Origin of the sequence: Tropicibacter naphthalenivorans (assembly GCF_900176475.1) — a bacterium.
In the GTDB taxonomy this organism is placed as follows: domain Bacteria; phylum Pseudomonadota; class Alphaproteobacteria; order Rhodobacterales; family Rhodobacteraceae; genus Tropicibacter; species Tropicibacter naphthalenivorans.
In genome coordinates, this window is the sequence record NZ_FWXX01000001.1 from 838391 (window position 1) to 863752 (window position 25362).

A 25362-nucleotide genomic window follows, 5' to 3' on the forward strand; every position below is an offset into this window, starting at 1 on the left:
CTACGTGGCAAGTATGAACAGATTGCCCACCAAGCCCGAAATCCTCGAATGGATCTCTGAAAACCCGACGCTGACCTCCAAGCGTGACATTGCCAAGGCCTTTGGCATCAAGGGTGCCGCGCGCATTGATCTCAAGCGTGTGCTCAAGGAACTCGAAGCCGAGGGCCATCTGGAGAAACGCAAGAAGACCTACCGCGACCCCGATCGCCTGCCCCCGGTCAGCGTGCTGCAAGTCAAGGCCCCCGACGACAACGGCGATCTGTTCGCGCGCCCCTTGGAATGGCACGGCGAAGGGGTCGAGCCCATCGTTCTGGTGATCCCGCGCGCCTCGGACCCCGCTTTGGGCGAAGGCGACCGCATTCTGGCGCGTCTGCAGGTGGTGCACGAGGCCGACCACAACTACGAGGCGCGCCTGATCCGCCGCGTCGGTCAGACCGCGCAAAAGGTCGTGGGCATCTACCGCGCTGGCTCCGAAGGCGGGCGCATCGTGCCCATCGACAAGGGCAGCGACAAGGAATGGATCGTCAAGGTGGACGCCACCGGCGGGGCCAAGGACGGCGAGCTGGTCGAGGCGGAACAAGCCGGGCCCAAGGGCCGCATGGGCCTGCCCTTTGCGCGCATCGTCACCCGTCTGGGCGACCCGACCGAACCGCGCGCCGTGTCGCTGATTGCGATCCACCAGCACGGCATCCCCGACAACTTCCCCGAGGATGTCCTGGCCGAAGCGGACGCGCAAAAACCGGCGGGCCTGAGCGGGCGCACCGATCTGCGCGACATCCCGCTTGTGACCATCGACCCCGCCGATGCGCGCGACCACGACGACGCGGTCTTTGCCGAGCCCGACACCGACCCCGCCAACAAAGGCGGCTTCCTGCTGTGGGTGGCGATTGCCGACGTGGCCCATTACGTGCGCCCCGGTTCGAAACTGGACCGCGAGGCGCGCAAGCGCGGGAACTCGTCCTATTTTCCCGACCGCGTGGTGCCGATGCTGCCCGACCGGCTGTCCGGCGACCTGTGCTCCCTGCACGAAGGCGTGCCGCGCGCCTGTATCGCCGTTCGGATGAAGATCGACGCCGAGGGCAACAAGCTGGGCCAGACCTTTATGCGTGGGCTCATGCGATCCCCCGCGTCGCTGAACTACAAAGAGGTGCAGGCCGCCTATGATGGCCAGCCCAACGACAAGACCGGGCCGCTGCTCGATCCGGTGATCCGGCCGCTTTATGCCGCCTACGAGGCGCTGCGCAGCGCCCGCCAGCGTCGCCAGCCGCTGGATCTGGACCTGCCAGAGCGCAAGATCGTGCTGAACGACGAGGGCAAGGTTGTGTCCGTCGACTTCGCCGAGCGCATGGACGCCCACCGCCTGATCGAAGAGTTCATGGTGCTGGCCAACGTCGCCGCCGCCGAAACCTTGATCGCCAAGCGCACGCCGCTGCTGTTCCGCGTCCACGAGGAACCGCCCGTGGACAAGCTGGATTCGCTGCGCGAAACCGCCGCTGCGGCGGGCCTGACGCTGGCCAAGGGGCAGGTGCTGCAAACGCGCCACCTGAACAAGCTGCTGGCCGAAGCGCAGGGCACCGCCGACGACGAGCTGATCAACATGGCGACCCTGCGGTCGATGACGCAGGCCTACTATAGCCCTAAAAACTTTGGGCATTTTGGCCTCGCGCTGCGGGATTACGCGCATTTCACCTCGCCCATCCGGCGCTATAGCGACCTGATCGTGCACCGCGCGCTGATTAGCGCCCATGGCTGGGGCAAGGATGGCCTGACACCCGAAGACATGGAAACGCTGGAACAAACCGGCGAGCATATTTCCGACACCGAGCGCCGCAGCATGATGGCCGAGCGTGACACGACGGACCGCTATCTGGCGGCCTTCCTGTCCGATCGCATCGGGGCCGAGTTCACCGGCAAAATCTCTGGCATTGCCAAGTTCGGCGTCTTTGTGAAGCTGGACGAAACCGGGGCGGACGGCCTTGTGCCGATCTCGACCCTTGGGAACGAATTCTTCCACTTTGACCGCGACTCTGGCACCCTCATGGGCGCCGATACCGGGCGCATCCTCGCACTGGGGATGCAGGCCAAGGTCAAGCTGACCGAAGCCGCGCCCGTCACGGGTGGCATCGCCTTTCAGATGCTCGAACTCGAAGGCGAGCCGTTCAAAGGTGGCACCGGCGGGCGTGGGCGCGGCTTTGGCCGGGGGCGCGGTGGCCCCCGTGGTCCGGGTCGGCCCCGCTCTGGCCCCTCGCCTCAGCGCAAAGCCGCCAAGGCCAAGAAGAAAGACGCCAAGACCAAGCGCAAGGTCACGCGGCAGCGGCGGCAAAAGTAAGGGCCGGGTAAAACCGGTCCCGCCCGCGCTGGGTATAGGCCATCAGCGCGCTCTGCTCGCGTACCAGACGGCGCAGGGGAGTGTCCGCGGGCAGACGGTCAAGCATACTCAGCACCGGGAAAACCGCCGCATCCGCCGCCGTGGGCTGATCGCCGAACAGCCACGCGCTGTCCCCCAGTTGCGCCGCCAGGGCGTCCAGATCGGCGCGCAGGCAGCGCAGGCGGTCTTCTTCGCTATAGCGGGCCATGCCTTGGATCGTCAGCAGCTTGCGCACGTTGTCCCGCACCCGCCCCGGAATGATCAGCCGCAAGGGCGCGGGCATCCCGCCAAAAGCCGTCTTCAACATCACCGGCCAGCAATCGTCGCGCAGCCAGCGGTCGTGGATCAGCCCCAACCGCAAGCTATCCTCGGCCAGACGGATGATCGCATGGGCCTGCCCGCGCTGCGCATTGTTAAGGCCGGGGAACAGATCGGCCCCCTGCTCTTCCAGCCACTGAAGGATGAAATTGCTATCGGGCACGAGGCCACCCGGCGTCCGCAAGGCGGGCAGTTTGCCGTAGCTGTCCTTGCCCCCGCGCGCGCACCACTCGGGTTGCCAAGGTTGGCCGGACATCTCCAGCAGGATCATCGCCTTGACGCAAAAGGGGGACAGGCTGGGGTCGCCATAACCGGGGCGATACGTGAGAAGGGTCAACATAAGGGGGCTCCTGCGGGTTCAAATGTCTGACAATTAAATGTCTGACAATTGGATAGCCGCCCCTCCTGTCAGTTTCTGTCAGCATGGTGTAGGATCGTGCATCATGTCCCGCACCCATCGCCTGTTCCAACTGATGACTGCGCTGCGCCGCTCTGCCGGGCCGGTGACCGCTGCGTCGCTCGCCGCTGAGACCGGCGTTTCGGAACGCACGCTGTATCGCGACATCGACACCTTGCGCGGGCTGGGGGCGGTGATCGACGGCGAGGCGGGCTTTGGCTACACGCTGATCGAGGATGCCCACCTGCCGCCCCTGCAATTCGACGACGAAGAGCTGGAGGCGCTAGTTCTGGGCCTGCGCGAAGTCACCCAGATCGGCGATCCCGCATTGGCCGAGGCCGCCCGCACCGCCCTCACCAAGCTGCGCGCCCGCCTGCCAGAGCGGTCCGCGCACCGTCTGGAATATGCCGTGCTGTCCGCCCGCCGCTTTGTCCCGCCGCCCGCGCCGGGGATCGACTCCAGCGCGCTGCGCAAGGCCTGCTGGGACGAGGCGCAGATCCGGTTCGACTACACCGACAAGTCCGGCGCGCAGACCACGCGCGAGGTCAAACCGCTGCAAATCTCGTTCTTCGAGAACAGCCATTGCCTGATGGCGTGGTGCGTTTTACGCAGCGATTTCAGAGCCTTCCGTCTGGATCGCATGTCCGCGATGGAACGCACCGGCACGTCCTTTCGCCCCGAGCGTATCCCCCTGCTGCGCGCCTATCTCGACCAGATCAGGGCGGCAAGTTTCCGCAAAGACCAAAGCTGACCCTTGCCAGCATCTTTGGCCGCGTTAGGCTGATGTTAAAACAAAGAGCAGCAGAATCGAAACATGATACGTCCGATCCTCATCGGCTTGGCGCTGGTTTGCGCCGGGCTTCCTGCGTTTGCCGATCTGGTCCGCCCCAAGGCGCGACCGGTGGTCGAAGACGTGGTTGCGCGCGCTGTGTCGGCTGAATTGTCCTTTTTGGACAGCGCCGCACCGCACGCGTCCCTGCGCCCCGCCCTGCGGCCAAGGGGCCTGTCGGCGGTGGCAACGGTGCATGGCGACGACCCCGGTTTTCATCAGTGGATCAAGGACTTCCGCCCCCGCGCGACCCGCGCCGGGATCAACGCGCGCACCTTTGACGCCGCCTTTCGCGGGGTGCGTTTCGACCCAAAAGTCGTCGCCCGCGACAGCAACCAGTCGGAGTTTTCCAAAACCATTTGGGACTACCTCGACAGCGCGGCGTCGGACAATCGCGTCCTGAAAGGGCGCGAGATGCTGCGCACCCACGGGGCGCTCTTGAACCAGATCGAGGCGCATTATGGCGTCGACAAAGAGGTCGTTCTAGCGATCTGGGGGATGGAATCGAATTTCGGCAGCCATCGCGGCAGCGATCCGGTGATCCAATCCATGGCCTCCTTGGCCTATGACGGGCGGCGGCGCAGCTTTTTCGAAGGAGAGTTGATCGCCGCGCTGAAAATCCTGCAAGGTGGGCACACCAGCCCCGAAAACCTGCGCGGTTCCTGGGCCGGCGCCATGGGGCACACGCAGTTTATGCCGAGTTCTTTCAATGCCTTGGCGGTGGATTTCACCGGCGACGGTCGCCGCGACATCTGGAGCGAGAACCCCGCCGACGCGCTGGCCTCGACCGCCAATTACCTCAAGAAAAGCGGCTGGATTCGCGGGATGCCTTGGGGCGTCGAAGTGCAACTGCCGCGCGGCTTTGATTACACGCAGGTGAGCCGGAAAATCCAGAAAATGCCCTCTCAATGGGCGCGTCTGGGCGTTTTGGACATGGACGGGCGGCCCGTGCGCGACTATGGCGCGGCGTCCTTGCTGCTGCCTGCTGGGCATCGCGGCGTGGCCTTTATGGTGTTCAAGAACTTCCGCGCGATCGAACGCTACAACGCCGCCGACGCCTATGTGATCGGGGTGGGCCACCTGTCCGACCGGATCATGGGCGGGCCGAAAATTCGCGGCAGCTGGCCGGTGAACGACCGCGCCCTGACCTTTTCCGAGCGCAAGGAAATGCAGCGCCGCCTGACCGCCGCCGGGTTCAACACGCGCGGCGTGGACGGGCGGCTGGGGCCGAACTCGCTGGCAGCGTTGCGGGCCTATCAGCGCGCGCGCGGGCTGGTTCCGGATGGCTACGCCTCGCTCAGCGTGTTGCAGAAACTGCGTTAGGGGCAGGTGCCGCGCAAACAGGCGGTTAACATCTGCTCTTCTTCGCGCCCCGGATTGGTGAACAGCCAGACCGGGCATGGCTTGGCAAAGGCGCGGTGGCTCGCGTCCTCTTTGCGCAAGAACGCGATGTAGGTCACGTCCGGGCGGACGGCCCCGCACCACGGTCCGGCGCAGCTGATCTCGATCTGAACGGGGGTATCAAAGGGTTCAGTGAACCCGCGCGACGTCAGGCTGAGGCCGGTGAAAGTGCCGGGGATCACCGCTGCGCCTTTGGGTAAATCCCGTTCGAAAACAAGGAATTGCCCCTTGGCGACCACCCATTCTGCGCTGTCTTGGTCGGCCTTGATAAAGGCCTGCACCGGGTCCGGCGGGCGGCAGGACAAGGCCCAGACGGGCGAGGCGCATAACGCCATAGCCGCCGCCAGCCAACGCATCACAGGTGGGGCCGAAAGGCCGCGATGACCTGTTCGTAGACTTCGCGCTTGAACGGGACGATCTGCTCCAAGACCTCGTCGGCGGGCAGCCAGCGCCACTCCGAGAACTCTTGGAAATCGTCGCCATCAAGGATCACCTGATCGTCGGTGCCGTGAAAGCGCAGCAGGAACCACTTTTGCTCTTGGCCACGATAGCGCCCCTTCCAGATGCGCGGGACGATGTCGTGCGGCAGATCATAGGCGATCCAGCCGTCAGTTTCCGCCTCGACCGTCACCAGATCGGGGGTCACGCCGGTTTCCTCTTGCAACTCGCGCAGGGCGGCGGCGCGCGGGTCTTCGCCCTTGTCAATCCCGCCTTGGGGCATCTGCCACGCGGGCGGCTCGTGCGGCTGACGGTCGGTGCGCTGGCCGACAAAGGCATGGCCAGCGGCATTCACCAACATCACGCCGACGTTCTTGCGATAGGGCAGCTTGGCGATCTCTTCGGGGGTCATAGTCTCACTCAAGTCGTTGGTCCCAGACGGAAAAAGGGCGGGGTCATCCCCGCCCTCGCTGTCTTAGTTCTTGGGGCCCAGTTTGGACAGCCCCTTGAGGATGTCGACCGCGTAGGCCAGTTGATAATCCTCTTCGCGCAGCTTGGCGGAGGCTTCGGCCTTGGCGCGGTCGGCTTCGATCTGTTCGATCTCTTCCGGGGTCAGGCTGTCGTTGTCCAGACGCCCGCGCAGGTCCGCTTCGGAGCGGCTGAAGATGTTGGTTTCTTCCTCCTCCTGCTCGGCGTTCGGGTCACGGCGCGGCTGCTCCACGACGATGTCGGGGGACACCCCCAAGGCCTGGATCGAACGGCCCGACGGCGTGTAATAGCGCGCGGTGGTCAGGCGCATGGCCCCGTCGCCGCGCAGCGGCATGACCGTCTGGACCGAGCCTTTGCCAAAGGACTTCGTGCCGATGACGATGGCGCGGCGGTGATCCTGCAACGCGCCCGCGACGATTTCCGACGCCGAAGCCGAGCCGCCGTTGACCAGCACCACCAAGGGCTTGCCCATGGCCAGATCACCGGGCGTCGCGTTGTAGCGGTCGCCGTCCGCCGGATCGCGCCCACGGGTCGAGACGATCTCACCCTCTTCCAAGAAAGCATCCGACACGCGGATCGCCTGGGTCAGCAGGCCGCCGGGGTTGTTGCGCAGATCGAGGATAAAGCCGTTGACGTTGTCCAGACCGCCCGCCTCTTCGACCTGTTTGGCGAGGCCCTCGGCCATCTGCGTGTAGGTCTGGTCGTTGAAGGTGGTCACGCGCAGCACCACCGCGCCGCTTTCCAGACGCGAGCGCGAGGCGGTCAGCTTGATCTTGTCGCGGATGATCTCGATGTCAAAGGGCTCTTCCTCGCCTTCGCGCACGATGGTGATGGAGATTTCCGAGCCAACCGGCCCGCGCATCAGGTCCACCGCCTCGTCCAGCGTCAGGCCCAGCACCGACTCGCCATCAACGTGGGTGATGAAATCGCCCGCCTCGACGCCTGCTTCCATGGCGGGGGTGCCGTCGATGGGGGACACAACCTTGACGAAGCCGTCTTCCTGCGTGACCTCAATGCCCAGACCGCCGAATTCGCCGCGAGTCTGCACGCGCATGTCGGCGGCGTCATCGGGCGCAAGATAGCTGGAGTGCGGGTCAAGCGAGGTCAACATGCCGTTGATCGCCGCCTCGATCAGATCGCCCTCGTCGACTTCTTCGACGTATTGCGCGCGGATGCGTTCAAAGATGTCACCGAACAGGTCAAGCTGTTCGTAGACGCTGGCTTGTCGTTCATCCTCTTGCGCGAGCAACGGGCCGACAAACTGCGTGGTTGCCACCACCGAAGCCAGCGTGCCGCCCAAAGCGGCCATCACGAATTTCTTCATCTCGGGTTTCCCTTATTCGGTTGTGAACCACGTCAGTGGGTCAACGGGCGTTCCGCCTTCTCTCACTTCTATATAGAGCGTTTCCGAGCGGCCAGCGCCACCCCCTTCACTTGTCAGTGAGACAATATCTCCGCCATCGCCGCCCATAAGCCCCACGGGGCTGCCCGCAGGCAAAACATCGCCGATCTCGCCGAACACCGCATCCAGCCCCGCCAGCACGAACAGCAGGTCGCCTTGTGGCTCAAGAATGCTAACGAGACCATAATCCAAGAGCGGCCCGTTGTAGCGGATCGTCGCGGCGGTGGGCGTGGTGACCAAAGCGCTGGGGCGAGTCGCCATAACGATGCCGGGGCGCGTGACCCCAGCGGCGTCGGCCTGCCCGGCCTGGCGGATGATGACCCCGCGCACCGGCAGTTGCAGGATGCCCTTGCGGTCCTCGATGGGGGGCATGACCTCGGCCACCTCGTTCTCGGTGATCTGCGACAGGCCAGAGGCAAAGCCGTTGAGCGTCTCTGTGGCAGAGATCAGGATCTGCGTGCGGATCGGGTCTTCGGTAAAGCGTTTGGGCAGGTCGGTGCGGTCGGCGATGGCCTGGGACAGGTCGGTGCGGGCGCGCTGCACCCCGGCCAGACCGTCCTCGAGCGTCTTGGCCGCGCTCTGTTGCAGCTCGCGCAGGGCGGTGACTTCCTCCAGATCGGATCGTAGGGCCGCCGCCTTGGCCGCCAGCCCCGGCGTGACCGCCGCCACCAGCATCCCCGAGCGGGCGGTGCCCAGCGGCCCCTGCGGGTGCAGCAACGTCTGCGGCTCGGCCCGCGACCCCAGCGCCGACAAAGCGCCCAGCAGCTGCGCCACCTCGGCGTCCTGCGCGGCCAGCTTGCGGGTCAGTTCGGTTTCGCGGATCGCCGCATCGCGTAGGCCATCGCGCATGGCGGCCAAGCCATCCTCGAAGGCGCGCACCGTATCGGTCAGCGCCGCCACCCGGTCGCGGCTGTCCTCTGCCGTGTCCAGCAGGATCGACGCTGCCTCCAAGGCCTCTGCCGCATCGCGCGCAGCTAAGCCTGCGTCCTGCGCAACGGCGGGCGCGCTTAGCAGCGTCAGGATCAGCGCGAGGCGCTTCACTGGATCAGGCTCTCCCCTGTCATCTCGGCGGGCTTGTCGAGGCCCATCAGTTCGAGCAGCGTCGGGGCCACATCGGCCAGACGCCCGTCGCGCAGCGTGGCACCTTTGGGCCCACCGAACAAGATCGACGGCACGAGGTTCGTCGTATGCGCGGTATGCGGCCCACCGGTTTCGGGGTCGACCATCGTCTCGCAGTTGCCGTGATCGGCGATCACCAGCATGGCACCGTCGGTTTTTTCCAGCGCTTCCAGCACCTTACCGAGGCCGCTGTCCACCGCTTCGCAGGCGGCAATCGCGGCGTCCAAATCGCCGGTGTGGCCGACCATGTCGGGGTTGGCAAAGTTCACCACGATCAGGTCATAGCCATGCTCGATCGCCTTGACGAACTGCTCGGTCACCTCGGGGGCGCTCATTTCCGGTTGCAGATCGTAGGTCGCGACCTTGGGCGATTTCGGCATGAAGCGGTCTTCGTTGTCCTCGGGCGTTTCCTGACCGCCGTTGAGGAAGAACGTGACGTGCGGGTATTTCTCGGTCTCGGCCAGACGGAACTGGCTTTTGCCCTTTAGCGCGACCCAATGGCCCAGCGTGTTGACGATCTCGCGCTTGGGGAAGGCGGTGGTCATGTAGGTGTTGTGACGGTCCGAGTATTCGACCATCCCGAGAAGGGCGCTGAGCTGCGGTTTCTCCCGCGCGAAGCCGTCGAAATCGTCGTCGCCAATGGCGGAAAGGATTTCGCGCGCGCGGTCGCCACGGAAGTTGAGAAAGAACAACCCGTCGCCCTTGCTCATCCCAGTGTAGTCGCCAATCACCGAGGCCTGCACAAATTCGTCGGTCTCGCCGCGCGCATAGGCGGCGTCGAGCGCGGCTTCGGCGGTGTCAAAGCTGCCCGCAACCGGGGTGCCATCGACCATGGCGCGGTAGGCCTGCTCGACTCGCTCCCAACGGTTGTCGCGGTCCATGGCAAAGTAACGCCCGGTGACGGTGGCGATCTGCACGCCGTCCAGCTCGGATTTCAGGGTTTTGAGGTAATTGGCGGCGCATTTGGGATCGGTGTCGCGGCCATCGGTGATGACATGCAGGACGACCTCAAGGCCTTGGCCTTGCAGCAGTTTTGCCGCTGCCACCATATGCGTCACATGCGCGTGTACGCCGCCGTCCGAGGTCAGCCCGGTCAGATGCGCCCGCCCGCCCGCGGCCTTGACCGTCTTGGCAAAGTCAAGGATCGCAGCGTTTTCGTTAAAGGAGCCATCCTCGATCGACAGGTCGATCTGCCCGAGGTCCATGGCCACAACGCGGCCCGCGCCGATGTTGGTGTGCCCCACCTCGGAATTGCCCATCTGCCCGGTCGGCAGGCCGACGTCGGGGCCGTGGGTGATCAGCGTGGCATGGGGGCAAGTGGCCATGAGGCGGTCGATGGTGGGCGTGTTGGCCAGCGCGGGGGCGTTGGCGGTGGTGTCTTCGCGCAGGCCCCAGCCATCGAGAATGGTCAGAATAACGGGTTTCATATGCGCGGCCTCCTGTGCGGTGTCGCGCGTGGTTTAGCAGAGGGGATTGGGGTTGTGAAAGGGGGGAAGGGTTTCCCGCCGTCACGGGCTGGCTTTAGTGCGCCGCTTTGCGCCGAGCGCCGGTGTCGTCCGTCTGGATCGTGCGTTCAAGCTGCGCCGCGATGTAGGCGTCCAGCCGCGCAATGCGCCCCACCAGCTCGCGTGCGCGGCTTGTGTCCTTTTTCAAGGCAGCCAGCAATTCGCCCCGTTCCCCTTGCAGGGCGGTCAGATCCATCTGGGACAAACTGGCTGTACCGGGCATTCGGGACACTCCTCAAGCGCGCTTATGGACAGAATATAAGGCAACCAACGTCAAGATTCAATGAATATGCCCCGGCCCAAGGCACCACCTCACCGATCTTGCAAGCCCTGATTGCCCACCGTACGATATTCACGTTATAGACTATTGAGTGTGAAGTTCAGCCGATGAAGAAAGACTACGGACGAAAATTTTCGCCAGCATGTCCGACATGCGCCAACACGACCTTTTCATTCGACGAAAACCTCGACGAAGATGATCGAATCTATACATGTGGCGATTGTGGGCAGCGTTTTTCCTACAATGACATTATGGCAGCCAATGGCGAGCTAATCCAAAACACGATCGAGGAAATGAAAAACGAGATCGTGTCAGACATGCAGAAAGACATCAAAAAGTTATTCAGGAAGCTTAAATGAATTGGGAAGTCGTTACTGGTATCTCCTCAGTGATTGCTATTCTGATTTCGATCTTGGCTTGGTGGACATCTTATAGAGCCGCAAAAGATCAAAGCAAACTGACCTTGCGAGAAACTGAGTTGGTGAGGCTACTTATCGCGAAAGAGCAAAGAGATCATGCCTCGTCTCTCAGCACTGAGGTTTCCGCACGCTTGCACAATACCGGAAAACACAATTGGAAACTGAGAGTTTTCAATCGAGGCCCGGCAGAGGCAAAAAATGTTCGCCTTGAAGTGCTCTCGGAAAACAGTTTTTTCTCAGAAAGCTGGATAAGCAACAAGTTTCCGATGCCCCGAATGGAAGCAGGACAAAGTGTCGATATCTTGGCATCCGTGGTTCTATCGTCACACGAAAAGGAGGATATCCGAATCCTTTGGGATGACTCGACCGGAAAGAATCGAAGTAACACGATCACAGTCACCATATGATTGGTCGGGGCTCCGCCCGTAATTTGACCAAACCGTCCCCCGGACAGTTTGCCCGCGCCAAAGGCGCGGGTACGTCAACTCACCCCTGCAGCGACTTCACCACCAATTCACCCTCTTCGCGGGCTTTCACGGCCAGGGCGGCGGCGTGGGCACCGGCGGCGGTCGTGAAGTAGGGGATCTTGTCGTACAAGGCCACCGAGCGGATCTCGCGCGAGTCTTCGACCGAGGCCGCGCCTTCGGTGGTGTTGAACACCAGCTGGATGCCGCCGTCCTTCATCACGTCAACGATGTTCGGGCGACCTTCGTAGACCTTCTTGACCTTTTCGCAGGTGATCCCTGCCGCGCCAAGGAAGGACGCGGTGCCACCGGTGGCGACGATCTTGAACCCGAGGTCCGACAGAACCTGCGCCGCTTCGATCATCTGGGGCGACTTGTCTTCGTCCTTGATCGAAAAGAACACAGCGCCTTCGGTGGGCAGATGCGTGCCCGCGCCCATCTGCGCCTTGAGGAAGGCACGCGGGAAGCTCTTGTCCCAGCCCATGACCTCGCCGGTCGAGCGCATTTCCGGCCCAAGGATCGTGTCCACACCGGGGAAGCGGGCGAAGGGCAGAACCGCCTCTTTCACCGAGAACCACGGCATGTTCGGATCGGCCAGCGTCATCGGATCGGCCATCGGGATGTCGGTGTCGTAGTCGTCGGTCGTCTCGTAGCCGGGACGCAGCGGGAAGGCCGACAGCTTTTCCCCCGCCATCAGGCGCGCGGCGATCGAGGCAATCGCGCTGTCGGTCGCCTTGGCGACAAACGGCACGGTGCGCGAGGCGCGCGGGTTGACCTCGATCAGGTAGATCTCGTCGTTCTTGATTGCGAACTGGACGTTCATCAGGCCAACCACATGCAAGGCCTTGGCCAGCGCGACGGTCTGTTCCTTGATGCGCTCGATCACGTCGTCGGACAGCGAATACGGCGGCAGCGAGCAGGCACTGTCGCCCGAGTGGACGCCCGCCTCTTCGATGTGCTGCATGATGCCCGCCACATGCACGTCCGTGCCATCACAGAGCGCATCCACATCCAGTTCGGTCGCGCCAGACAGGTAGCTGTCGAGCAGCACGGGGCTGTCGCCGGACACGACCACCGCCTCTTTGATGTAGCGTTCCAGCTGCGCCATATCGCGGACGATTTCCATGGCGCGGCCCCCCAGCACGTAGGACGGGCGGATCACCAGCGGGAAGCCGATTTCCTCGGCGATGGCCAGCGCTTGCGCGTCGGTCGAGGCGATGCCGTTCTTGGGCTGTTTCAGGCCCAGCTGGTTGACCAGCGCCTGGAACCGCTCGCGGTCTTCGGCAAGGTCGATGGCGTCGGGGGTGGTGCCGAGGATCGGGATACCTTCGGCTTCCAGGGCGTTGGCCAGCTTCAGCGGGGTCTGACCGCCGAACTGCACGATCACGCCGTGCAGGGTGCCGTTGGCCTGTTCCGCGCGCAGGACTTCCATCACGTGCTCAAACGTCAGCGGCTCAAAGTACAAACGGTCCGAGGTGTCATAGTCGGTCGACACCGTTTCCGGGTTGCAGTTGATCATGATCGTCTCGTAGCCCTGATCGGACAGCGAGAAGCAGGCGTGACAGCAGCAGTAGTCGAACTCGATGCCCTGACCGATGCGGTTCGGGCCACCGCCCAGAACGACGACCTTTTTACGATCCGAGGGACGCGCCTCGCACTCGACCTCGCCCATCATCGGCTCTTCGTAGGTCGAGTACATGTAGGGGGTCTGCGCTTCGAATTCGGCGGCGCAGGTGTCGATGCGCTTGAAGACGGCGGTGACGCCCTGCGCCTGACGCCGCTTGCGCACATCCTTTTCGCTAAAGCCGGTCAGCTTGGCCAGACGCGCGTCGGTAAAGCCCATCATCTTGAGCGCGCGCATCCCTTCGGCGTCCTGCGGCAGGCCGTTGGCGCGCACGCCTTCCTCGGCCTCGACGATCTCGCGGATGCGGGCCAGGAACCACGGGTCAAACATGGTGACGCCCTGGATTTCGTCGTCGGTCAGGCCGTGACGCATGGCCTGCGCGATGGTGCGCATCCGGTCGGGGGTCTGCTGGCCGATGGCCTTGATGACGGCGGCCTTGTCGGGCGCGCCTTCGATTTCGACCTCGTCAAAGCCGGTGAGACCCGATTCCATCGAGGCCAGCGCCTTTTGCATGGATTCGTGGATGGTGCGGCCAATGGCCATCGCCTCGCCCACGGATTTCATCGCGGTGGTGAGATACGGCTCGGAGCCGGGGAATTTCTCGAACGCGAACTTGGGGATCTTGGTGACAACATAGTCGATGGTCGGCTCAAACGACGCCGGGGTCACCTTGGTGATGTCGTTGTCCAGCTCGTCCAGCGTGTAGCCCACCGCCAGCTTGGCCGCGATTTTCGCGATGGGGAAGCCCGTCGCCTTGGACGCCAGCGCCGAAGAGCGCGACACGCGCGGGTTCATCTCGATCACGACCATGCGGCCGTTTTCCGGGTTCACCGCCCACTGCACGTTGGAACCGCCGGTTTCCACGCCGATCTCGCGCAGAACCGCAATCGAGGCGGTGCGCATGATCTGGTATTCCTTGTCGGTCAGCGTCAGCGCGGGGGCCACGGTGATCGAGTCGCCGGTGTGCACGCCCATCGGGTCGACGTTTTCGATGGAACAGACGATGATGGCGTTGTCCGCTTTGTCGCGCACCACTTCCATCTCGTATTCTTTCCAACCCAGCAGGGACTCGTCCACGAGGATCTGCCCCACCGGCGAGGCATCCATGCCAGACCGGCAGTAGTGGATGTAATCTTCGCGGTTGTAGGCCACACCGCCACCGGTGCCGCCAAGGGTGAACGCCGGGCGGATGATCGCCGGCAGGCCGATTTCCTCCAGAGCGTCCAGCGCAGTCTGCACGCCTTCCTCAAGGTCGAACTTGCCCGCCTCGTTCTTGGGCGCGGTGACGATGGTCGCCTTGGGGTTTTCAAGGCCAAGACGGTCCATCGCCTCGCGGAAGAGCTTGCGGTCTTCGGCCATCTCAATGGCGTCCCGCTTTGCGCCGATCATCTCGACGCCGAATTTCTCAAGCACGCCCATCTCTTCGAGCGCGAGCGAGGTGTTCAGGCCGGTCTGGCCACCCATCGTCGGCAGCAGCGCGTCGGGGCGCTCTTTCTCGATGATCTTGGCGACCACTTCGGGCGTGATCGGCTCGATGTAGGTGGCATCCGCCAGCCCCGGATCGGTCATGATCGTGGCCGGGTTCGAGTTCACGAGGATAACGCGGTAGCCCTCTTCGCGCAGCGCCTTACACGCCTGCGCGCCGGAGTAGTCGAATTCACACGCCTGCCCGATGACAATCGGCCCTGCGCCAATGATCATGATGGATTTGATATCGGTACGTTTGGGCATGGGCAGACCTCGTTTGGCGGCGTTTCAAGGCGGCAGGGGGCAGCGAAGCAGAGACTCACGCCCCTGCTCGCAAATTGTCGTGGGTTATAGACAGGACGCGGGCATGATCAACCCCTGTTTGGCCCGTTATTTAATACGCCGCGGTTGCACCTGCGCCTGCGCCGTTTGACCGCGCCGATTTCGCGGGATCAGGGGCCAAGGGCGGCGAAAGCGGGGGATATATGCCTAAAAGACACCCCTTCCCTTGACTTTGGCCCCCCGGACGGGTGTATCCGCCCCTGACCTATTCAGCCTTTCCATAAGGATCCCGACCATGCACGCCTTTCGCAGCCATACCTGCGCCGATCTGACCAAAGACAATGTGGGCGAGACCGTCCGCCTTTCTGGCTGGGTGCACCGCATCCGGGATCACGGCGGCATCCTGTTCATCGACCTGCGCGACCACTATGGCGTGACGCAGGTGCTGTGCGACCCGGACAGCCCGGTGTTCGCCGAGATGGAAAAAGTGCGCTCCGAATGGTGCATTCGCATCGACGGCAACGTCAAGGCGCGTGACCCCGAGCTGGTGAACCCCAAGCTGCCCACCGGCGAAGTCGAAGTGTTCGTCCGCGATCTCGAAGTGCTGGGCGCGGCGGATGAGCTGCCCTTGATCGTCTTCGGCGATCAGGAATACCCCGAAGAGACGCGCCTGAAATACCGCTACCTCGACCTGCGCCGCGAAGCGATGCAGAAGAACATGACCATGCGCTCGGACGTTGTCGCCTCGATGCGCCGCCGCATGTGGGACAAGGGCTTCCGCGAGTACCAGACGCCGATCATCACCGCATCCTCGCCTGAGGGCGCGCGCGACTTCCTCGTGCCGTCCCGTCTGCATCCGGGCAAGTTCTACGCGCTGCCGCAGGCCCCGCAGCAGTTCAAGCAGCTGATCATGGTGTCGGGCTACGACAAGTATTTCCAGATCGCGCCCTGCTTCCGCGATGAAGACCCGCGCGCCGACCGCTCGCCCACCGACTTCTACCAGCTGGACATGGAGATGTCCTTTGTCGAGCAGCAGGACGTCTTTGACACGATCTCTCCGGTGATCGCGGGCATCTTTGAGGAATTCGGCGGCGGCAAGAAAGTCGACGCCCCGAACGAGTGGCCGCAGATCCCTTATAAAGAAGCGGCGCTGAAATACGGCACCGACAAGCCCGACCTGCGCAACCCCATTGAGATGCAGGACGTGTCCGAGCATTTCCGCGGCTCTGGTTTCGCGATCTTTGCCAAGCTGCTCGAGCAGGACGGCACCCAGATCCGCGCGATCCCCGCGCCCACCGGTGGCAGCCGCAAGTTCTGTGACCGCATGAACGCGTTCGCCCAGAAAGAGGGTCTGCCGGGCATGGGCTATATCTTCTGGCGCGATCAGGGCGACGGCATGGAAGCGGCGGGTCCGCTGGCCAAGAACATCGGCCCCGAGCGCACCGAGGCGATCCGCCAGCAGCTGGGTCTGGGCGTCGGCGATGCGGCGTTCTTCCTTGGCGGCAAACCGGCGGCGTTTGAACGTGTCGCTGGCAAGGCCCGTGACGTCATCGGCGCGGAACTGAACCTGACCGACAAGGACCGCTTTGCCTTTGCTTGGATCGTGGACTTCCCGATCTACGAGCAGGACGAAGAATCCGGCAAGATCGACTTTGAGCACAACCCCTTCTCCATGCCGCAGGGCGGGATGGACGCGCTGAACGGCGATCCGCTGGCGGTCAAGGGCTACCAGTACGATCTGGCCTGCAACGGCTACGAGCTGGTCTCTGGCGCGATCCGCAACCACAAACCCGAAGTCATGCTCAAGGCGTTCGAACTGGCCGGTTACGGTGCCGACGAGGTCAAGAACCGCTTTGGCGCGCTGTTCAACGCCTTCCACTACGGCGCACCGCCGCACGGTGGCTGCGCGGCGGGCATCGACCGCATCGTCATGCTGCTGGCCGAGCAGGAAAACATCCGCGAAGTCATCATGTTCCCGATGAACCAGCGCGCCGAGGACCTGATGATGCAGGCCCCGTCCGAGCCCGCGTCGGATCAGCTGATGGAACTGTCGCTGCGGGTGATTCCGCAGGACTAAGCGCCTGACGCCTGGACAAAACAAAGCCCCGCACCGATCAAACGGTTGCGGGGCTTTTTACTGAGCTGCGGCGCGGGATGTCGCAAGTGTGCGCGCCGCGGCGCAGATCACTGAATGCCGAGAAGCATATCCGGGGCCAACGTTGTCGGCCCCCAGTAAAACACCGCCGTGCACATGACCGCGACGGTCACCGATACCACGGCCAAACGCCCGGCTTCCCGGCTGCGTTTCACGAATTCCTCACATTTGCGCTTTTTCATCCGACGATGAACGCAACAGTTAACCACCACCAATGGAAGCAATACCGAAACAATTGCTGCCACCATCATCAAGGCTGCTTGAGTGCCCATGCCCTGCCCTTTCTGAGTGAGTGTGCAACGCATGATTGCAGATCAAATGGGGCACTCTTTTGACGAGAATGGTCGCTTTTCACGACTTTGTTAACGATTATTAAGGCACGTTAACCTTTATTAAGGCAGGCCAACACTCGATAGGGAGCATTGACCTTTTTAATAGCGCGATCAATCCTCTAGCGCGTCCTCTTTCTTTTTCTCGATCAGCCCTTCTTCCTCTTTCTTGCGCTTGAGGAACCGGTCGCCAAAGCCATTAATTTCGCTCTCGGGGATCACTTCGCGGGCGCGGGTAAAGACTTCGTCCTCTTCCTCGTCCATGTGGTGATGGTAGTCGTGCTCCAACGTCTTGAACTTGGTCAGCCACGCGGGCGAGGACATGTCCATCTCGTTCAGCTCTTCCATCAGGTCGTCCAGCTGCTGGTGCTCGTGCACCGAATGGCGCGCGGCGTCCTGACCCCAGGTCTTGGAGATCAGCTTGGAATAAAACGTCTCTTCCTCGGCGGCGGCGTGGCTTTTGACATCGTGGTAGAACTCGGCCCAGGCCTCTTTGCGGTCCTCGGACGCGCCAGAGGTGTCCTTGATCCGGGCCAGAAGGTCGCGGTGATGATCGTGGTCGGCTTTGATGGCGCTGTAAATATCGGTCATGGCTCTCTCCAGTGTTATGTCGGGGCAACGCACGCACGGCGGGCACGGTTCCGCCGAAGGTCTGGAAAAGCCGGTGCAAGGGCGCGGCGCACTTCCTATATTAGGGTTAACGACAAAGAGGCTTTGATGCGTTTTGACCCTGTGATTGCCGACATTCGGTTCGGCTGTGGCCGCTCGCCGATGATCGCCGCGCCCGCTGGCGTGGATGCGATGCTGGATGGCTTGCGCGCGCCCGACGCCATGGCCCAGCGCTTTCCCATCGAGGATTTTGAGACCTTCATGGGGCGGATGCGGACCAAGGACGCCCTGTCCAAGATCCTGCGCCAGCAGCGCGGCACCCCCGCCGCCGAAGAGGCCCGCGCGCAAAACCGCGAGCTGAACAAGATCGCGCGCAAGGATCACTGGCGCTGGATGGCGTCCCATATCGCCCGGCGCATTCATAGCGAAACGCCCCTGCGCGAGCGGCTGGCGTTCTTTTGGGCCGATCATTTCACCGCGACGGGCAAGGGCGGCGTGATCCGCCGGGGCACCTCGCCCTATATGCAAAGCGCGCTGCGCCCGCATCTGGCGAGCCGGTTTTCCGACCTGCTGTTCGAAGCGGTCACCCACCCCCTGATGGTGCATTACCTTGATCAGGAACGCTCGGTCGGGCCGGGATCGGCGCGGGCGCTGAAAAAGCCGAACAAGCGCTTTGGCATAAACGAAAACCTCGCCCGCGAGGTGCTGGAACTGCACACGATGGGCGCGGATGGGCCGTACACCCAAGACGACGTGCGCCAGCTGGCCGAGTTGCTGACCGGCCTGACCGCCAACGCCAAAAAGGGCCGCGTCTTTAAAAAAGCCTTGGCCGAACCGGGGGCCGAGACGGTGCTGGGGCGCAGCTATGGCGGCGCGAAACCAGGGCTGCGGGACATTCGCCAGGTGTTGGACGACCTTGCGCGGCACCCGGCGACGGCGCGGCACATGGCTTGGAAACTGGCGGTGCATTTCGTCTCGGACACTCCGTCCGTGGAGCTGATCGCCACGATCGAACGCGCGTGGCTGGACAGCGACGGCGATCTGATGGCGGTCTACGGCGCGCTTTTGCGCCACCCCGATGCGTGGGTGCCTGCGCGGGGGAACGTCAAGCAACCGTTTGATTTCATCACCTCGGCCTGCCGCGCGCTGGCGGTGCCTTCCGAGCCACTGATCGCGCTGCGCGAGGGGCCGTTTCGCATCCGCTTTGCCGATCCGCTGGGCCTGATGGGCCATATCTGGCAACAGCCCGATGGCCCCGACGGCCTGCCCGAAGAGGACAGCGCATGGATCACCCCCCAAGGCATCGCGGCCCGTCTGCAATGGGCCGTGTCGGTGCCGCAGCTGATCACCCCGGCGCTGCCCGACCCGCGCAACTTTGTCGAAACCGCGCTGGGGCCGGATGCCCCCGAGGCGGTGCGCTTTGCCGCCAGCGCCGCCGAAAGCCGCGCCGACGGGGTGGGCCTCGTGCTGGCCTCGCCCGCGTTCCAGAGGATGTGAGACATGGATAGACGTGGATTTCTGACGCAAAGCCTGGCGATGGGCTGTTCGCTGGCGGCCTCGCCCTTGGTGACGCCGGTGGCCTTTGCCTCTGCCCCCGGCGAGGCGCGGCTGGTCGTGTTGATCCTGCGCGGGGCGATGGACGGGCTGGGGGCGGTCATGCCCTATGGCGACCCCGGCTATGCGGCGTTGCGCGGCGCGCTGCCCGAGGGCGCGGTGGACCTTGGCGGCTTTTACGCGCTGCATCCGGGGCTGGCTCCGCTGGAGCCTTTGTGGCGGGCGGGGCAGCTGGGGTTTGTGCACGCGGTGTCCACGCCCTACCGCGACAAGCGCAGCCATTTCGACGGACAAGACTGGCTGGAGGCCGGGATTTCCGACATGTCCGGTGGGCTTGGCCGCGATGGCTGGCTGAACCGGATGCTGCCCTTGCTGGGTGGCGCGCGGGCGGATACCGCCTATGCCATCGGCAATGACGCCATGGCAGTGCTGCATGGCCCTGCCCCGGTGGCGCGCTGGTCGCCTGATACCGATCTGACGCTGTCACCGCAGGCGTTGCGCCTCGCACAGCTGGTGATGCAGGACGATCCGGCGATGGCGCGCGCGCTGGCCACAGCTTTTGATCTGGCGGACAGCGACGGCGACCCGGTTGCCTTTACCGGCTCGCAGGCCGAGATGATGTCGATGATGCGCGCCGATGCCAAGGCCGCGCGCGGATCAGGGGCGGAAACCCGCATGGCCGAGTTCGCCGCCGCGCGCCTGCGCGAGGACGCGCGGATCGCGAGCTTTTCCATCAACGGCTGGGACACCCACGCGAACCAAGCGCGCGGCCTGACCCGGTCGCTGGACGCCCTCAGCCAGACGATCCTGACCTTGAAGGGCGGGCTTGGCGACGCGTGGGACCAGACCGCCGTCGTCGCCGTGACAGAGTTTGGCCGCACCGTGCGCCTGAACGGCACCAAGGGCACCGACCACGGCACCGGGGGCGCGATGATCCTTGCCGGGGGCGCGGTGCGCGGTGGCCAAGTGGTCAGCCAGTGGCCGGGCTTGGCCGAGGCCGACCTGTACGAGCGCCGCGACCTGATGCCGACGCGCGATTTGCGCGCCCACCTTGGGTGGATCATGCGCGGGCTGTTTGGGTTGGATGGGTCCGACATCGCCGCCACGGTCTTTCCCGGTCTCGATCTGGGCGCGGACCCAAAGCTACTGCTGTAGCTACATCGCCACGCGGTCGGCCAAGCGGTCCTGCACCAGCGCCGCCAGCCGCGCCAGATGCGACTGCACCGGACGGCCCATTCGCCGGGTTTCCGCCAGGTCTTCGGCGGCCTTTTGCAGCACACCGTCGCCCGCGCTGCGCGCCACGCCGGTCAGGAACTGGGTCACGTAGGACAGCGCACGATCGCTTTCCTTGTCATCCAGCACATCCGCCGCGTGGGCCATGTCGTCGCGGTAGGCCACCGGATCGGGCGTCACCGGATCGTCATTCACCAGACGCGGCCCCGAAGGCTGGCGTTCCACCGGCAACGCCGAGAGAATCGCGTTCTGGAAGGTGGCAACCGAGGTGATCGGCTTTGCCAGGAACCCATCCGCCCCGGCGGCCAGCGCCACATCCTCGGAGAAGCTATCCCCGCTGGTGCCCAGCACCACATCGACGCGCGGGCAAGCCACCGTCAGTTCAGAGATAAGCTCTGCCCCAGAGCCGTCAGGCAGCCCCAGATCAATTATGACGACCGAAGGCCGATAAACGCGCAAATGCCGCCGCGCCGATTTCAGACAGTCCGCCCGACGAATGCGCGCGCCGGATCGCAGACACAGCAATCGCATGGCGTCACAGCTAAAGCGGCTGTCCTCGACCACCAGAATGGTCAGGCCCAGCAGCGGGCGGGCGGCGGTTGGCCGCAAATGCGCGGCAAGTGGTTTGGTATCATCCATGGTATCCCCTCCGGGTGCGAGTCGCTTCAGATTGCCCGTGTGTGGTGAACAAGCGGTTAAAGGACGCACGGGCTTGTCCGAACGCGCGCAGGACGCCATAACCTGATGCAAATTGGACAAAGGAGACTGCCATGATCGGCCGCCTGAACCACGTTGCTATCGCTGTTCCCGACCTCGAAGCCGCCGCCGCGCAATATCGCGACACGCTGGGGGCCAATGTCGGCGCCCCGCAGGACGAACCCGACCACGGCGTGACCGTGGTGTTCATCGAACTGCCCAACACCAAGATCGAGCTGCTCTACCCCTTGGGCGACAACTCTCCGATCACCGCGTTCCTGGAAAAGAACCCCTCGGGCGGGATGCACCATGTCTGCTACGAGGTGGACGACATCATCGTCGCGCGTGACAAGCTGAAGGAACAGGGCGCGCGCGTTCTGGGCACCGGAGAGCCCAAGATCGGCGCACACGGCAAGCCCGTGCTGTTCCTGCACCCCAAGGACTTTAACGGCTGCCTGATCGAGCTGGAGCAAGTCTGATGGGCATCACCTCGGGGATCGTTCTGTTCGCCGTGATCTGGTTCATGACGTTCCTGTGCGTGATCCCGATCCGGCTGAAAACCCAAGGCGATGTGGGCGAGGTTGTGCCCGGCACGCACGCCGGGTCGCCCGAGGTGCACAACCTGCGCAAAAAGGCCTGGATCACCACCGGGATTTCGGCGGTGCTTTGGGCGATTGTCGCGGGTGTGATCCTGTCGGGGATGATCACCGTGCGGGACTTGGACCGCATGATGTGGAACCGCATGGCCCCCATCGAGGGCGAAGAATAACGCGAAAACCGGGGCCGCGATTGGCCCCGGCCTGCCCGCTTCAGGCGCGGGTGACGCGGTGGAAGATATGGGTAAAGGTCGCGGCCCCCAGAACCGGCACCAGCAGGTTCACCAAGGGCACGGTCAGCGGCACAGCCATCAGCACCCCCGCCGCCCAGATCGTCACCATATGCTTGCGGCGCAAATCCTTGGCCCCGACGCGGCCCACCCGGCGCATGGCCGCCAGCGTGAAATATTCCCGCCCCAGCAAGAACCCGTTGAGCCCCCAAAAGATGAAGGGCGCCAGCGGCGCGAGGAAGATATACAGGATCAACGCCAATAGGTTGGCGACGATCAGCACACCGAGAAAGCTAAAGGTGTCCTGTAGACCTTCGGACAGGGCGACGCGGCGCGCTTGGCCCACTTGCGGGTAGTGGCGATCCTCGACCGCCTGGGCCACGTCATCGAGAAAGATCGAGGTCATCGCCGACGCCACCGGCACCATCAGGAACACCGACAAGACCAGCGTCAGCGGGATCATCGCCCAGCTGACGGCGTCGTCGACCCATTGCACCGTGCCGAAATAGGGCAGCCAGATCTCATCCCCGACCAGCCAGCCCGCGCCTTTGACAAACAGATACCCGGCGACGGCCAGCGCGAGGATCGTCAGGCCGATCCCCTTGAGCAAGACGCCGCGAAAGCGCGGGTCGCCCAGCTGGCCAATCGCCTTGAGGAACGCGCCAAAGATCATTCGGAAACCCAAGTGGTGATGGCGTCCAGATCGGGGCGCGGACGCTCGGGCGGGGCCTTGCCTTCGGTGCCGATGTGGATGAAGCCGGCGACGGTTTCGTTGTCCGCAAGGCCCAAGTTCTCGGTGATGAAGCCCCGGTCATGCGAGGTCCAGCCCGACAGCCAGTTCGCGCCCCAGCCGTCCGCCAACGCGGCGTTGAGCAGCGCAAGGCAGACCGCCCCGGCGGAGTAGGTCTGTTCCACCGGCGGGACTTTTTCCGACGGCTTTTGCACTTCGATCACGGCGACACAGAGTGGCGAGGTGGCAAAGGCATTGGCCGCCTTGGCGCAAGCCTCTGCATCCTTGCCCAGCCGCGCGCCGCAGGCCTCGGCGGCCTTGCCCATCCGCTGCAACGCATCGCCTTGCAGCACGATAAAGCGCCACGGTTCCAGCTTGCCATGGTCCGGCGTGCGCGCGGCGGCGGTCAGCAGAACCTTGAGCTGCTCAGCATCGGGCGCAGGGGCGCGCAGGGTCTTGGACGGGCGCGAACGGCGGGTCAAAAGGAACTCAAGGGCTTGGGGATTTGCAACGGGCATGACGTCTCCTATTCGTTGCAAACTATGTCAGCGCTGCGGGGCGACATTTCAACCGGGAATATTGCGCGTTTTCACACAGGGTGTTAGCGGGTAGCCATGCCCAAGACCGACCTTTCCGACCTTGCCCAGCCGGGCGCGATGATCGCCGTGCGCGTCACGCCCAAAGCCTCGCGCAACCGGATTGAGCGCACAGAGGACGGTCTGCGCGTCTATGTGACCACGGTGCCAGAAGGCGGCAAAGCCACGGCGATGGTGCAAAAGCTGCTGGCCAAGGCGCTTGGCGTGCCGAAATCGCGCCTGCCATTGGTGCGCGGAGAAACCTCGCGCGACAAGGTCTTTCGGATCGAACCCTAGCCGTCCTCGGTCAGCTCGCCGCGCCGGTACACGCCCTCGGGCATACTGACGGCGGCGATCAGGTCTTTCATCTGGGTGAGGGACAGCGTCACCTTGTGGGTGCGGTTTTCGCGGGGATCGTACTGCTCGACCGTGATGCATTCTTCGAAGGACGAGACAACCACGTCCTCTTGCAGATAGCTTTCGCCCTCATCCACGAGGGTGACAACGGTGGCGTCGAATTCGTGCTCTACACTGAACATAAGATCAGCCTAGCGCTGGCCGCGCGGCAGGGGAATAGCAAACCGTCATCCGGCGCGGCGCTGCCGACGTTTGTGCATCTTATATAGGATCGGCGCGGCGACGTGGTCATAGAGCGCGCCGACCGCAGGCCGGATGATCGGCGCACGCACCACCCGCGCCAACCAGCGCAGGCGCGGAATGTCCTGCCACAGCGCGGCAAAGGCGGGCATTCCCGACAGCAGTTGACCGCCTTTGACCACATGAAAGCGCCGCGCCGCCTGATCCGGCGTCAGACCAAAGCGCGCCAGATCGCAGGCACTGAGACCGTGATAGCCGATGGTGGCATCCTGCGCCGTCAGCCGCTTGTAGCCGTCCACTTCGCGCGAACAGATCGGGCAGGTGTCGTTGTAGATGACTGTGGTTTTCTCGCTCATCCCCGTCATATAGCGCCCGGCGATGCACCGCCAAGTGATCACCAAGGTCTGGCGCAGCGCCGCGCGCCGCCCTATCTTGTCTGAGGAACTCTTGTCAGGAGCTGCAATGCGCCGCTTAGCCCCCCTGTTGTTTTTGTTGGCCTCCGCCTGCACCGTCGAGACCATGGACCAACCCGAGCTGTCGGTCAGCGCGCCTGTTGGCCCGCCTCCCAGCTCTGTGCGGGCGGCGCGGATGTTCATCGAGGTGGTCGAAACGGTCGAACCTGTGGCTGAACGCGAATGCCGCCAGCGCACGCGCGGCATGAACTGCGATTTCAACATCGTGGTGGATGACCGCCCCGGCCAGCCGCCCAACGCTTTTCAGACCGAAGACCGCTTTGGCCGCCCGGTTCTGGCCTTTAACATCGCGCTGATCAACGAGGTGCACAACGCCGACGAGCTGGCCTTTGTCATGGGGCACGAGGCGGCGCACCACATTCAGGATCACCTTGCCAAGACCCGGTTGAACGCCACGCTGGGCGCGGTCGTGCTGTCGGGCACCGCGGCGATTCTGGGCGCCACTCCGCAAGAGATCGAAGCGGCGCGGGATGCCGGCTCTGTCGCCGGAGCGCGCAGTTTCTCCAAGGATTTTGAGCTGGAAGCCGACAAGCTGGGGACGATCATCGCCGCCCGTGCGGGCTATGATCCGCTGCGCGGGGCGCTGTATTTCAACCGGCTGCCCGATCCGGGGAATCGATTCTTGGGGTCTCATCCGCCCAACGCATCGCGGCTTCAGGTGGTCAAAGACACCGTTGCGGGGATGTAACCCCCTGTAGGCACGGGGTTTTCCCGGCGTTGACCTGCATCAAGGCGCGACCCGCTCGCGTGCAGGTAGTCTGTCCCTCATACAAGGGAGACAGC

General features: G+C 63.9%; 27 protein-coding genes. 12 read left to right on the plus strand and 15 right to left on the minus strand.

Annotated features, from left to right (window positions below; genetic code table 11):
- The first annotated feature begins 13 nt into the window (after positions 1-13).
- On the plus strand, positions 14-2329 hold the full coding sequence (gene rnr, locus B9A11_RS04070) for a ribonuclease R (protein WP_058245646.1): 2316 nt from the start codon (positions 14-16) through the stop codon (positions 2327-2329).
- On the opposite strand, the gene B9A11_RS04075 is transcribed toward rnr, so the two are convergent.
- Complete coding sequence (locus tag B9A11_RS04075) at positions 2304-3026, minus strand: glutathione S-transferase family protein (protein WP_058245645.1); 723 nt, start codon at positions 3024-3026, stop codon at positions 2304-2306. The two genes, rnr and B9A11_RS04075, sit on opposite strands and share 26 nt — an antisense overlap.
- 103 nt (positions 3027-3129) lie before the next feature.
- Between B9A11_RS04075 and B9A11_RS04080 the strand changes: the two genes are divergently transcribed.
- The gene (locus B9A11_RS04080; protein ID WP_058245644.1) at positions 3130-3834 is read left to right on the plus strand and encodes a helix-turn-helix transcriptional regulator; all 705 of its coding nucleotides are present in this window, start codon (positions 3130-3132) and stop codon (positions 3832-3834) included.
- A 63-nt stretch (positions 3835-3897) separates the two neighbouring features.
- Positions 3898-5235 (plus strand): lytic murein transglycosylase, encoded by a 1338-nt coding sequence (locus B9A11_RS04085; RefSeq protein WP_058245643.1) that lies wholly within the window; start codon positions 3898-3900, stop codon positions 5233-5235.
- Here B9A11_RS04085 and B9A11_RS04090 read toward each other — a convergent pair.
- The 6 genes from B9A11_RS04090 to B9A11_RS04115 all read right to left on the minus strand — a co-directional run bounded on the left by B9A11_RS04090 (position 5232) and on the right by B9A11_RS04115 (position 10489).
- On the minus strand, positions 5232-5648 hold the full coding sequence (locus B9A11_RS04090) for a hypothetical protein (RefSeq protein WP_143595785.1): 417 nt from the start codon (positions 5646-5648) through the stop codon (positions 5232-5234). The two genes, B9A11_RS04085 and B9A11_RS04090, sit on opposite strands and share 4 nt — an antisense overlap.
- A gap of 20 nt (positions 5649-5668) precedes the next feature.
- Positions 5669-6163, minus strand: a complete 495-nt coding sequence (locus B9A11_RS04095; RefSeq protein ID WP_058245641.1) for an RNA pyrophosphohydrolase — start codon at positions 6161-6163, stop codon at positions 5669-5671.
- A gap of 63 nt (positions 6164-6226) precedes the next feature.
- On the minus strand, positions 6227-7564 hold the full coding sequence (locus B9A11_RS04100; protein ID WP_058245640.1) for a S41 family peptidase: 1338 nt from the start codon (positions 7562-7564) through the stop codon (positions 6227-6229).
- Between the two features lie 12 nt (positions 7565-7576).
- On the minus strand, positions 7577-8683 hold the full coding sequence (locus B9A11_RS04105) for a murein hydrolase activator EnvC family protein (protein WP_058245639.1): 1107 nt from the start codon (positions 8681-8683) through the stop codon (positions 7577-7579).
- Entirely contained in the window at positions 8680-10188 is a 1509-nt protein-coding gene (gene gpmI / locus B9A11_RS04110; RefSeq protein WP_058245638.1) for a 2,3-bisphosphoglycerate-independent phosphoglycerate mutase, read from the minus strand. Before gpmI ends, B9A11_RS04105 begins: the two co-directional genes overlap by 4 nt.
- 94 nt (positions 10189-10282) lie before the next feature.
- A complete protein-coding gene (locus B9A11_RS04115) occupies positions 10283-10489 on the minus strand; it encodes a hypothetical protein (protein ID WP_058245637.1) in 207 nt (68 codons plus the stop codon).
- A gap of 164 nt (positions 10490-10653) precedes the next feature.
- Between B9A11_RS04115 and B9A11_RS21040 the strand changes: the two genes are divergently transcribed.
- Positions 10654-10905 (plus strand): ECs_2282 family putative zinc-binding protein, encoded by a 252-nt coding sequence (locus tag B9A11_RS21040; protein WP_143595786.1) that lies wholly within the window; start codon positions 10654-10656, stop codon positions 10903-10905.
- The gene (locus tag B9A11_RS21045) at positions 10902-11372 is read left to right on the plus strand and encodes a hypothetical protein (RefSeq protein ID WP_143595787.1); all 471 of its coding nucleotides are present in this window, start codon (positions 10902-10904) and stop codon (positions 11370-11372) included. Before B9A11_RS21040 ends, B9A11_RS21045 begins: the two co-directional genes overlap by 4 nt.
- Before the next feature lie 79 nt (positions 11373-11451).
- Here B9A11_RS21045 and carB read toward each other — a convergent pair whose 3' ends face one another.
- A complete protein-coding gene (gene carB, locus B9A11_RS04120; RefSeq protein ID WP_058245636.1) occupies positions 11452-14784 on the minus strand; it encodes a carbamoyl-phosphate synthase large subunit in 3333 nt (1110 codons plus the stop codon).
- A gap of 313 nt (positions 14785-15097) precedes the next feature.
- Here carB and aspS point away from each other — a divergent pair, with 313 nt between their 5' ends.
- Complete coding sequence (gene aspS / locus B9A11_RS04125) at positions 15098-16879, plus strand: aspartate--tRNA ligase (protein WP_058245635.1); 1782 nt, start codon at positions 15098-15100, stop codon at positions 16877-16879.
- Between the two features lie 107 nt (positions 16880-16986).
- Here aspS and B9A11_RS04130 read toward each other — a convergent pair whose 3' ends face one another.
- A complete protein-coding gene (locus B9A11_RS04130) occupies positions 16987-17229 on the minus strand; it encodes a hypothetical protein (RefSeq protein ID WP_058245634.1) in 243 nt (80 codons plus the stop codon).
- Between the two features lie 171 nt (positions 17230-17400).
- Positions 17401-17877, minus strand: a complete 477-nt coding sequence (locus tag B9A11_RS04135) for a hemerythrin domain-containing protein (RefSeq protein ID WP_058245633.1) — start codon at positions 17875-17877, stop codon at positions 17401-17403.
- Positions 17878-18003: 126 nt separating this feature from the next.
- Here B9A11_RS04135 and B9A11_RS04140 point away from each other — a divergent pair, with 126 nt between their 5' ends.
- Together B9A11_RS04140 and B9A11_RS04145 are read left to right on the plus strand one after the other, a co-directional pair.
- Positions 18004-19392 carry a DUF1800 domain-containing protein gene (locus tag B9A11_RS04140; protein ID WP_058245632.1) on the plus strand — a complete coding sequence of 463 codons (1389 nt, stop codon included), beginning with the start codon at positions 18004-18006 and terminating at the stop codon, positions 19390-19392.
- Positions 19393-19395: 3 nt separating this feature from the next.
- Positions 19396-20604 carry a DUF1501 domain-containing protein gene (locus B9A11_RS04145; RefSeq protein ID WP_058245631.1) on the plus strand — a complete coding sequence of 403 codons (1209 nt, stop codon included), beginning with the start codon at positions 19396-19398 and terminating at the stop codon, positions 20602-20604.
- Here the strand turns inward: B9A11_RS04145 and B9A11_RS04150 are convergent, their stop codons facing one another.
- Entirely contained in the window at positions 20605-21321 is a 717-nt protein-coding gene (locus B9A11_RS04150) for a response regulator (RefSeq protein WP_058245630.1), read from the minus strand. It abuts the gene before it with no gap.
- A 131-nt stretch (positions 21322-21452) separates the two neighbouring features.
- On the opposite strand from B9A11_RS04150, the gene mce reads away from it, so the two are divergent.
- Both mce and B9A11_RS04160 read left to right on the plus strand, forming a co-directional pair.
- A complete protein-coding gene (mce, locus tag B9A11_RS04155) occupies positions 21453-21857 on the plus strand; it encodes a methylmalonyl-CoA epimerase (RefSeq protein WP_058245629.1) in 405 nt (134 codons plus the stop codon).
- The gene (locus B9A11_RS04160) at positions 21857-22147 is read left to right on the plus strand and encodes a DUF1467 family protein (protein WP_058245628.1); all 291 of its coding nucleotides are present in this window, start codon (positions 21857-21859) and stop codon (positions 22145-22147) included. The genes mce and B9A11_RS04160 overlap by 1 nt, the downstream gene beginning before the upstream one ends.
- A gap of 40 nt (positions 22148-22187) precedes the next feature.
- On the opposite strand, the gene B9A11_RS04165 is transcribed toward B9A11_RS04160, so the two are convergent.
- Positions 22188-22877 carry an EI24 domain-containing protein gene (locus B9A11_RS04165; protein WP_058245627.1) on the minus strand — a complete coding sequence of 230 codons (690 nt, stop codon included), beginning with the start codon at positions 22875-22877 and terminating at the stop codon, positions 22188-22190.
- The gene (locus B9A11_RS04170) at positions 22874-23452 is read right to left on the minus strand and encodes a nitroreductase family protein (RefSeq protein WP_058245626.1); all 579 of its coding nucleotides are present in this window, start codon (positions 23450-23452) and stop codon (positions 22874-22876) included. Before B9A11_RS04170 ends, B9A11_RS04165 begins: the two co-directional genes overlap by 4 nt.
- Before the next feature lie 96 nt (positions 23453-23548).
- Here B9A11_RS04170 and B9A11_RS04175 point away from each other — a divergent pair, with 96 nt between their 5' ends.
- Positions 23549-23806 carry a DUF167 domain-containing protein gene (locus tag B9A11_RS04175; RefSeq protein ID WP_058245625.1) on the plus strand — a complete coding sequence of 86 codons (258 nt, stop codon included), beginning with the start codon at positions 23549-23551 and terminating at the stop codon, positions 23804-23806.
- Here the strand turns inward: B9A11_RS04175 and B9A11_RS04180 are convergent.
- Both B9A11_RS04180 and B9A11_RS04185 read right to left on the minus strand, forming a co-directional pair.
- Positions 23803-24048, minus strand: a complete 246-nt coding sequence (locus B9A11_RS04180) for a hypothetical protein (protein ID WP_058245624.1) — start codon at positions 24046-24048, stop codon at positions 23803-23805. The two genes, B9A11_RS04175 and B9A11_RS04180, sit on opposite strands and share 4 nt — an antisense overlap.
- A 45-nt stretch (positions 24049-24093) precedes the next feature.
- On the minus strand, positions 24094-24462 hold the full coding sequence (locus B9A11_RS04185; RefSeq protein WP_058246386.1) for a thiol-disulfide oxidoreductase DCC family protein: 369 nt from the start codon (positions 24460-24462) through the stop codon (positions 24094-24096).
- A 106-nt stretch (positions 24463-24568) separates the two neighbouring features.
- On the opposite strand from B9A11_RS04185, the gene B9A11_RS04190 reads away from it, so the two are divergent.
- Entirely contained in the window at positions 24569-25267 is a 699-nt protein-coding gene (locus B9A11_RS04190; RefSeq protein WP_058245623.1) for a M48 family metallopeptidase, read from the plus strand.
- The last annotated feature ends 95 nt before the right edge of the window (positions 25268-25362 follow it).

Excerpts from the sequence above, each read along its gene's own strand:
- rnr (WP_058245646.1), top strand. The coding sequence starts at position 14 with ATGAACAGATTGCCCACCAAGCCCGAAATCCTCGAATGGATCTCTGAA.
- B9A11_RS04075 (WP_058245645.1), bottom strand. The coding sequence starts at position 3,026 with ATGTTGACCCTTCTCACGTATCGCCCCGGTTATGGCGACCCCAGCCTG.
- B9A11_RS04080 (WP_058245644.1), top strand. The coding sequence starts at position 3,130 with ATGTCCCGCACCCATCGCCTGTTCCAACTGATGACTGCGCTGCGCCGC.
- B9A11_RS04085 (WP_058245643.1), top strand. The coding sequence starts at position 3,898 with ATGATACGTCCGATCCTCATCGGCTTGGCGCTGGTTTGCGCCGGGCTT.
- B9A11_RS04090 (WP_143595785.1), bottom strand. The coding sequence starts at position 5,648 with ATGGCGTTATGCGCCTCGCCCGTCTGGGCCTTGTCCTGCCGCCCGCCG.
- B9A11_RS04095 (WP_058245641.1), bottom strand. The coding sequence starts at position 6,163 with ATGACCCCCGAAGAGATCGCCAAGCTGCCCTATCGCAAGAACGTCGGC.
- B9A11_RS04100 (WP_058245640.1), bottom strand. The coding sequence starts at position 7,564 with ATGAAGAAATTCGTGATGGCCGCTTTGGGCGGCACGCTGGCTTCGGTG.
- gpmI (WP_058245638.1), bottom strand. The coding sequence starts at position 10,188 with ATGAAACCCGTTATTCTGACCATTCTCGATGGCTGGGGCCTGCGCGAA.
- B9A11_RS04115 (WP_058245637.1), bottom strand. The coding sequence starts at position 10,489 with ATGCCCGGTACAGCCAGTTTGTCCCAGATGGATCTGACCGCCCTGCAA.
- B9A11_RS21040 (WP_143595786.1), top strand. The coding sequence starts at position 10,654 with ATGAAGAAAGACTACGGACGAAAATTTTCGCCAGCATGTCCGACATGC.
- B9A11_RS21045 (WP_143595787.1), top strand. The coding sequence starts at position 10,902 with ATGAATTGGGAAGTCGTTACTGGTATCTCCTCAGTGATTGCTATTCTG.
- carB (WP_058245636.1), bottom strand. The coding sequence starts at position 14,784 with ATGCCCAAACGTACCGATATCAAATCCATCATGATCATTGGCGCAGGG.
- aspS (WP_058245635.1), top strand. The coding sequence starts at position 15,098 with ATGCACGCCTTTCGCAGCCATACCTGCGCCGATCTGACCAAAGACAAT.
- B9A11_RS04130 (WP_058245634.1), bottom strand. The coding sequence starts at position 17,229 with ATGGGCACTCAAGCAGCCTTGATGATGGTGGCAGCAATTGTTTCGGTA.
- B9A11_RS04135 (WP_058245633.1), bottom strand. The coding sequence starts at position 17,877 with ATGACCGATATTTACAGCGCCATCAAAGCCGACCACGATCATCACCGC.
- B9A11_RS04140 (WP_058245632.1), top strand. The coding sequence starts at position 18,004 with ATGCGTTTTGACCCTGTGATTGCCGACATTCGGTTCGGCTGTGGCCGC.
- B9A11_RS04145 (WP_058245631.1), top strand. The coding sequence starts at position 19,396 with ATGGATAGACGTGGATTTCTGACGCAAAGCCTGGCGATGGGCTGTTCG.
- B9A11_RS04150 (WP_058245630.1), bottom strand. The coding sequence starts at position 21,321 with ATGGATGATACCAAACCACTTGCCGCGCATTTGCGGCCAACCGCCGCC.
- mce (WP_058245629.1), top strand. The coding sequence starts at position 21,453 with ATGATCGGCCGCCTGAACCACGTTGCTATCGCTGTTCCCGACCTCGAA.
- B9A11_RS04160 (WP_058245628.1), top strand. The coding sequence starts at position 21,857 with ATGGGCATCACCTCGGGGATCGTTCTGTTCGCCGTGATCTGGTTCATG.
- B9A11_RS04165 (WP_058245627.1), bottom strand. The coding sequence starts at position 22,877 with ATGATCTTTGGCGCGTTCCTCAAGGCGATTGGCCAGCTGGGCGACCCG.
- B9A11_RS04170 (WP_058245626.1), bottom strand. The coding sequence starts at position 23,452 with ATGCCCGTTGCAAATCCCCAAGCCCTTGAGTTCCTTTTGACCCGCCGT.
- B9A11_RS04175 (WP_058245625.1), top strand. The coding sequence starts at position 23,549 with ATGCCCAAGACCGACCTTTCCGACCTTGCCCAGCCGGGCGCGATGATC.
- B9A11_RS04180 (WP_058245624.1), bottom strand. The coding sequence starts at position 24,048 with ATGTTCAGTGTAGAGCACGAATTCGACGCCACCGTTGTCACCCTCGTG.
- B9A11_RS04185 (WP_058246386.1), bottom strand. The coding sequence starts at position 24,462 with ATGAGCGAGAAAACCACAGTCATCTACAACGACACCTGCCCGATCTGT.
- B9A11_RS04190 (WP_058245623.1), top strand. The coding sequence starts at position 24,569 with ATGCGCCGCTTAGCCCCCCTGTTGTTTTTGTTGGCCTCCGCCTGCACC.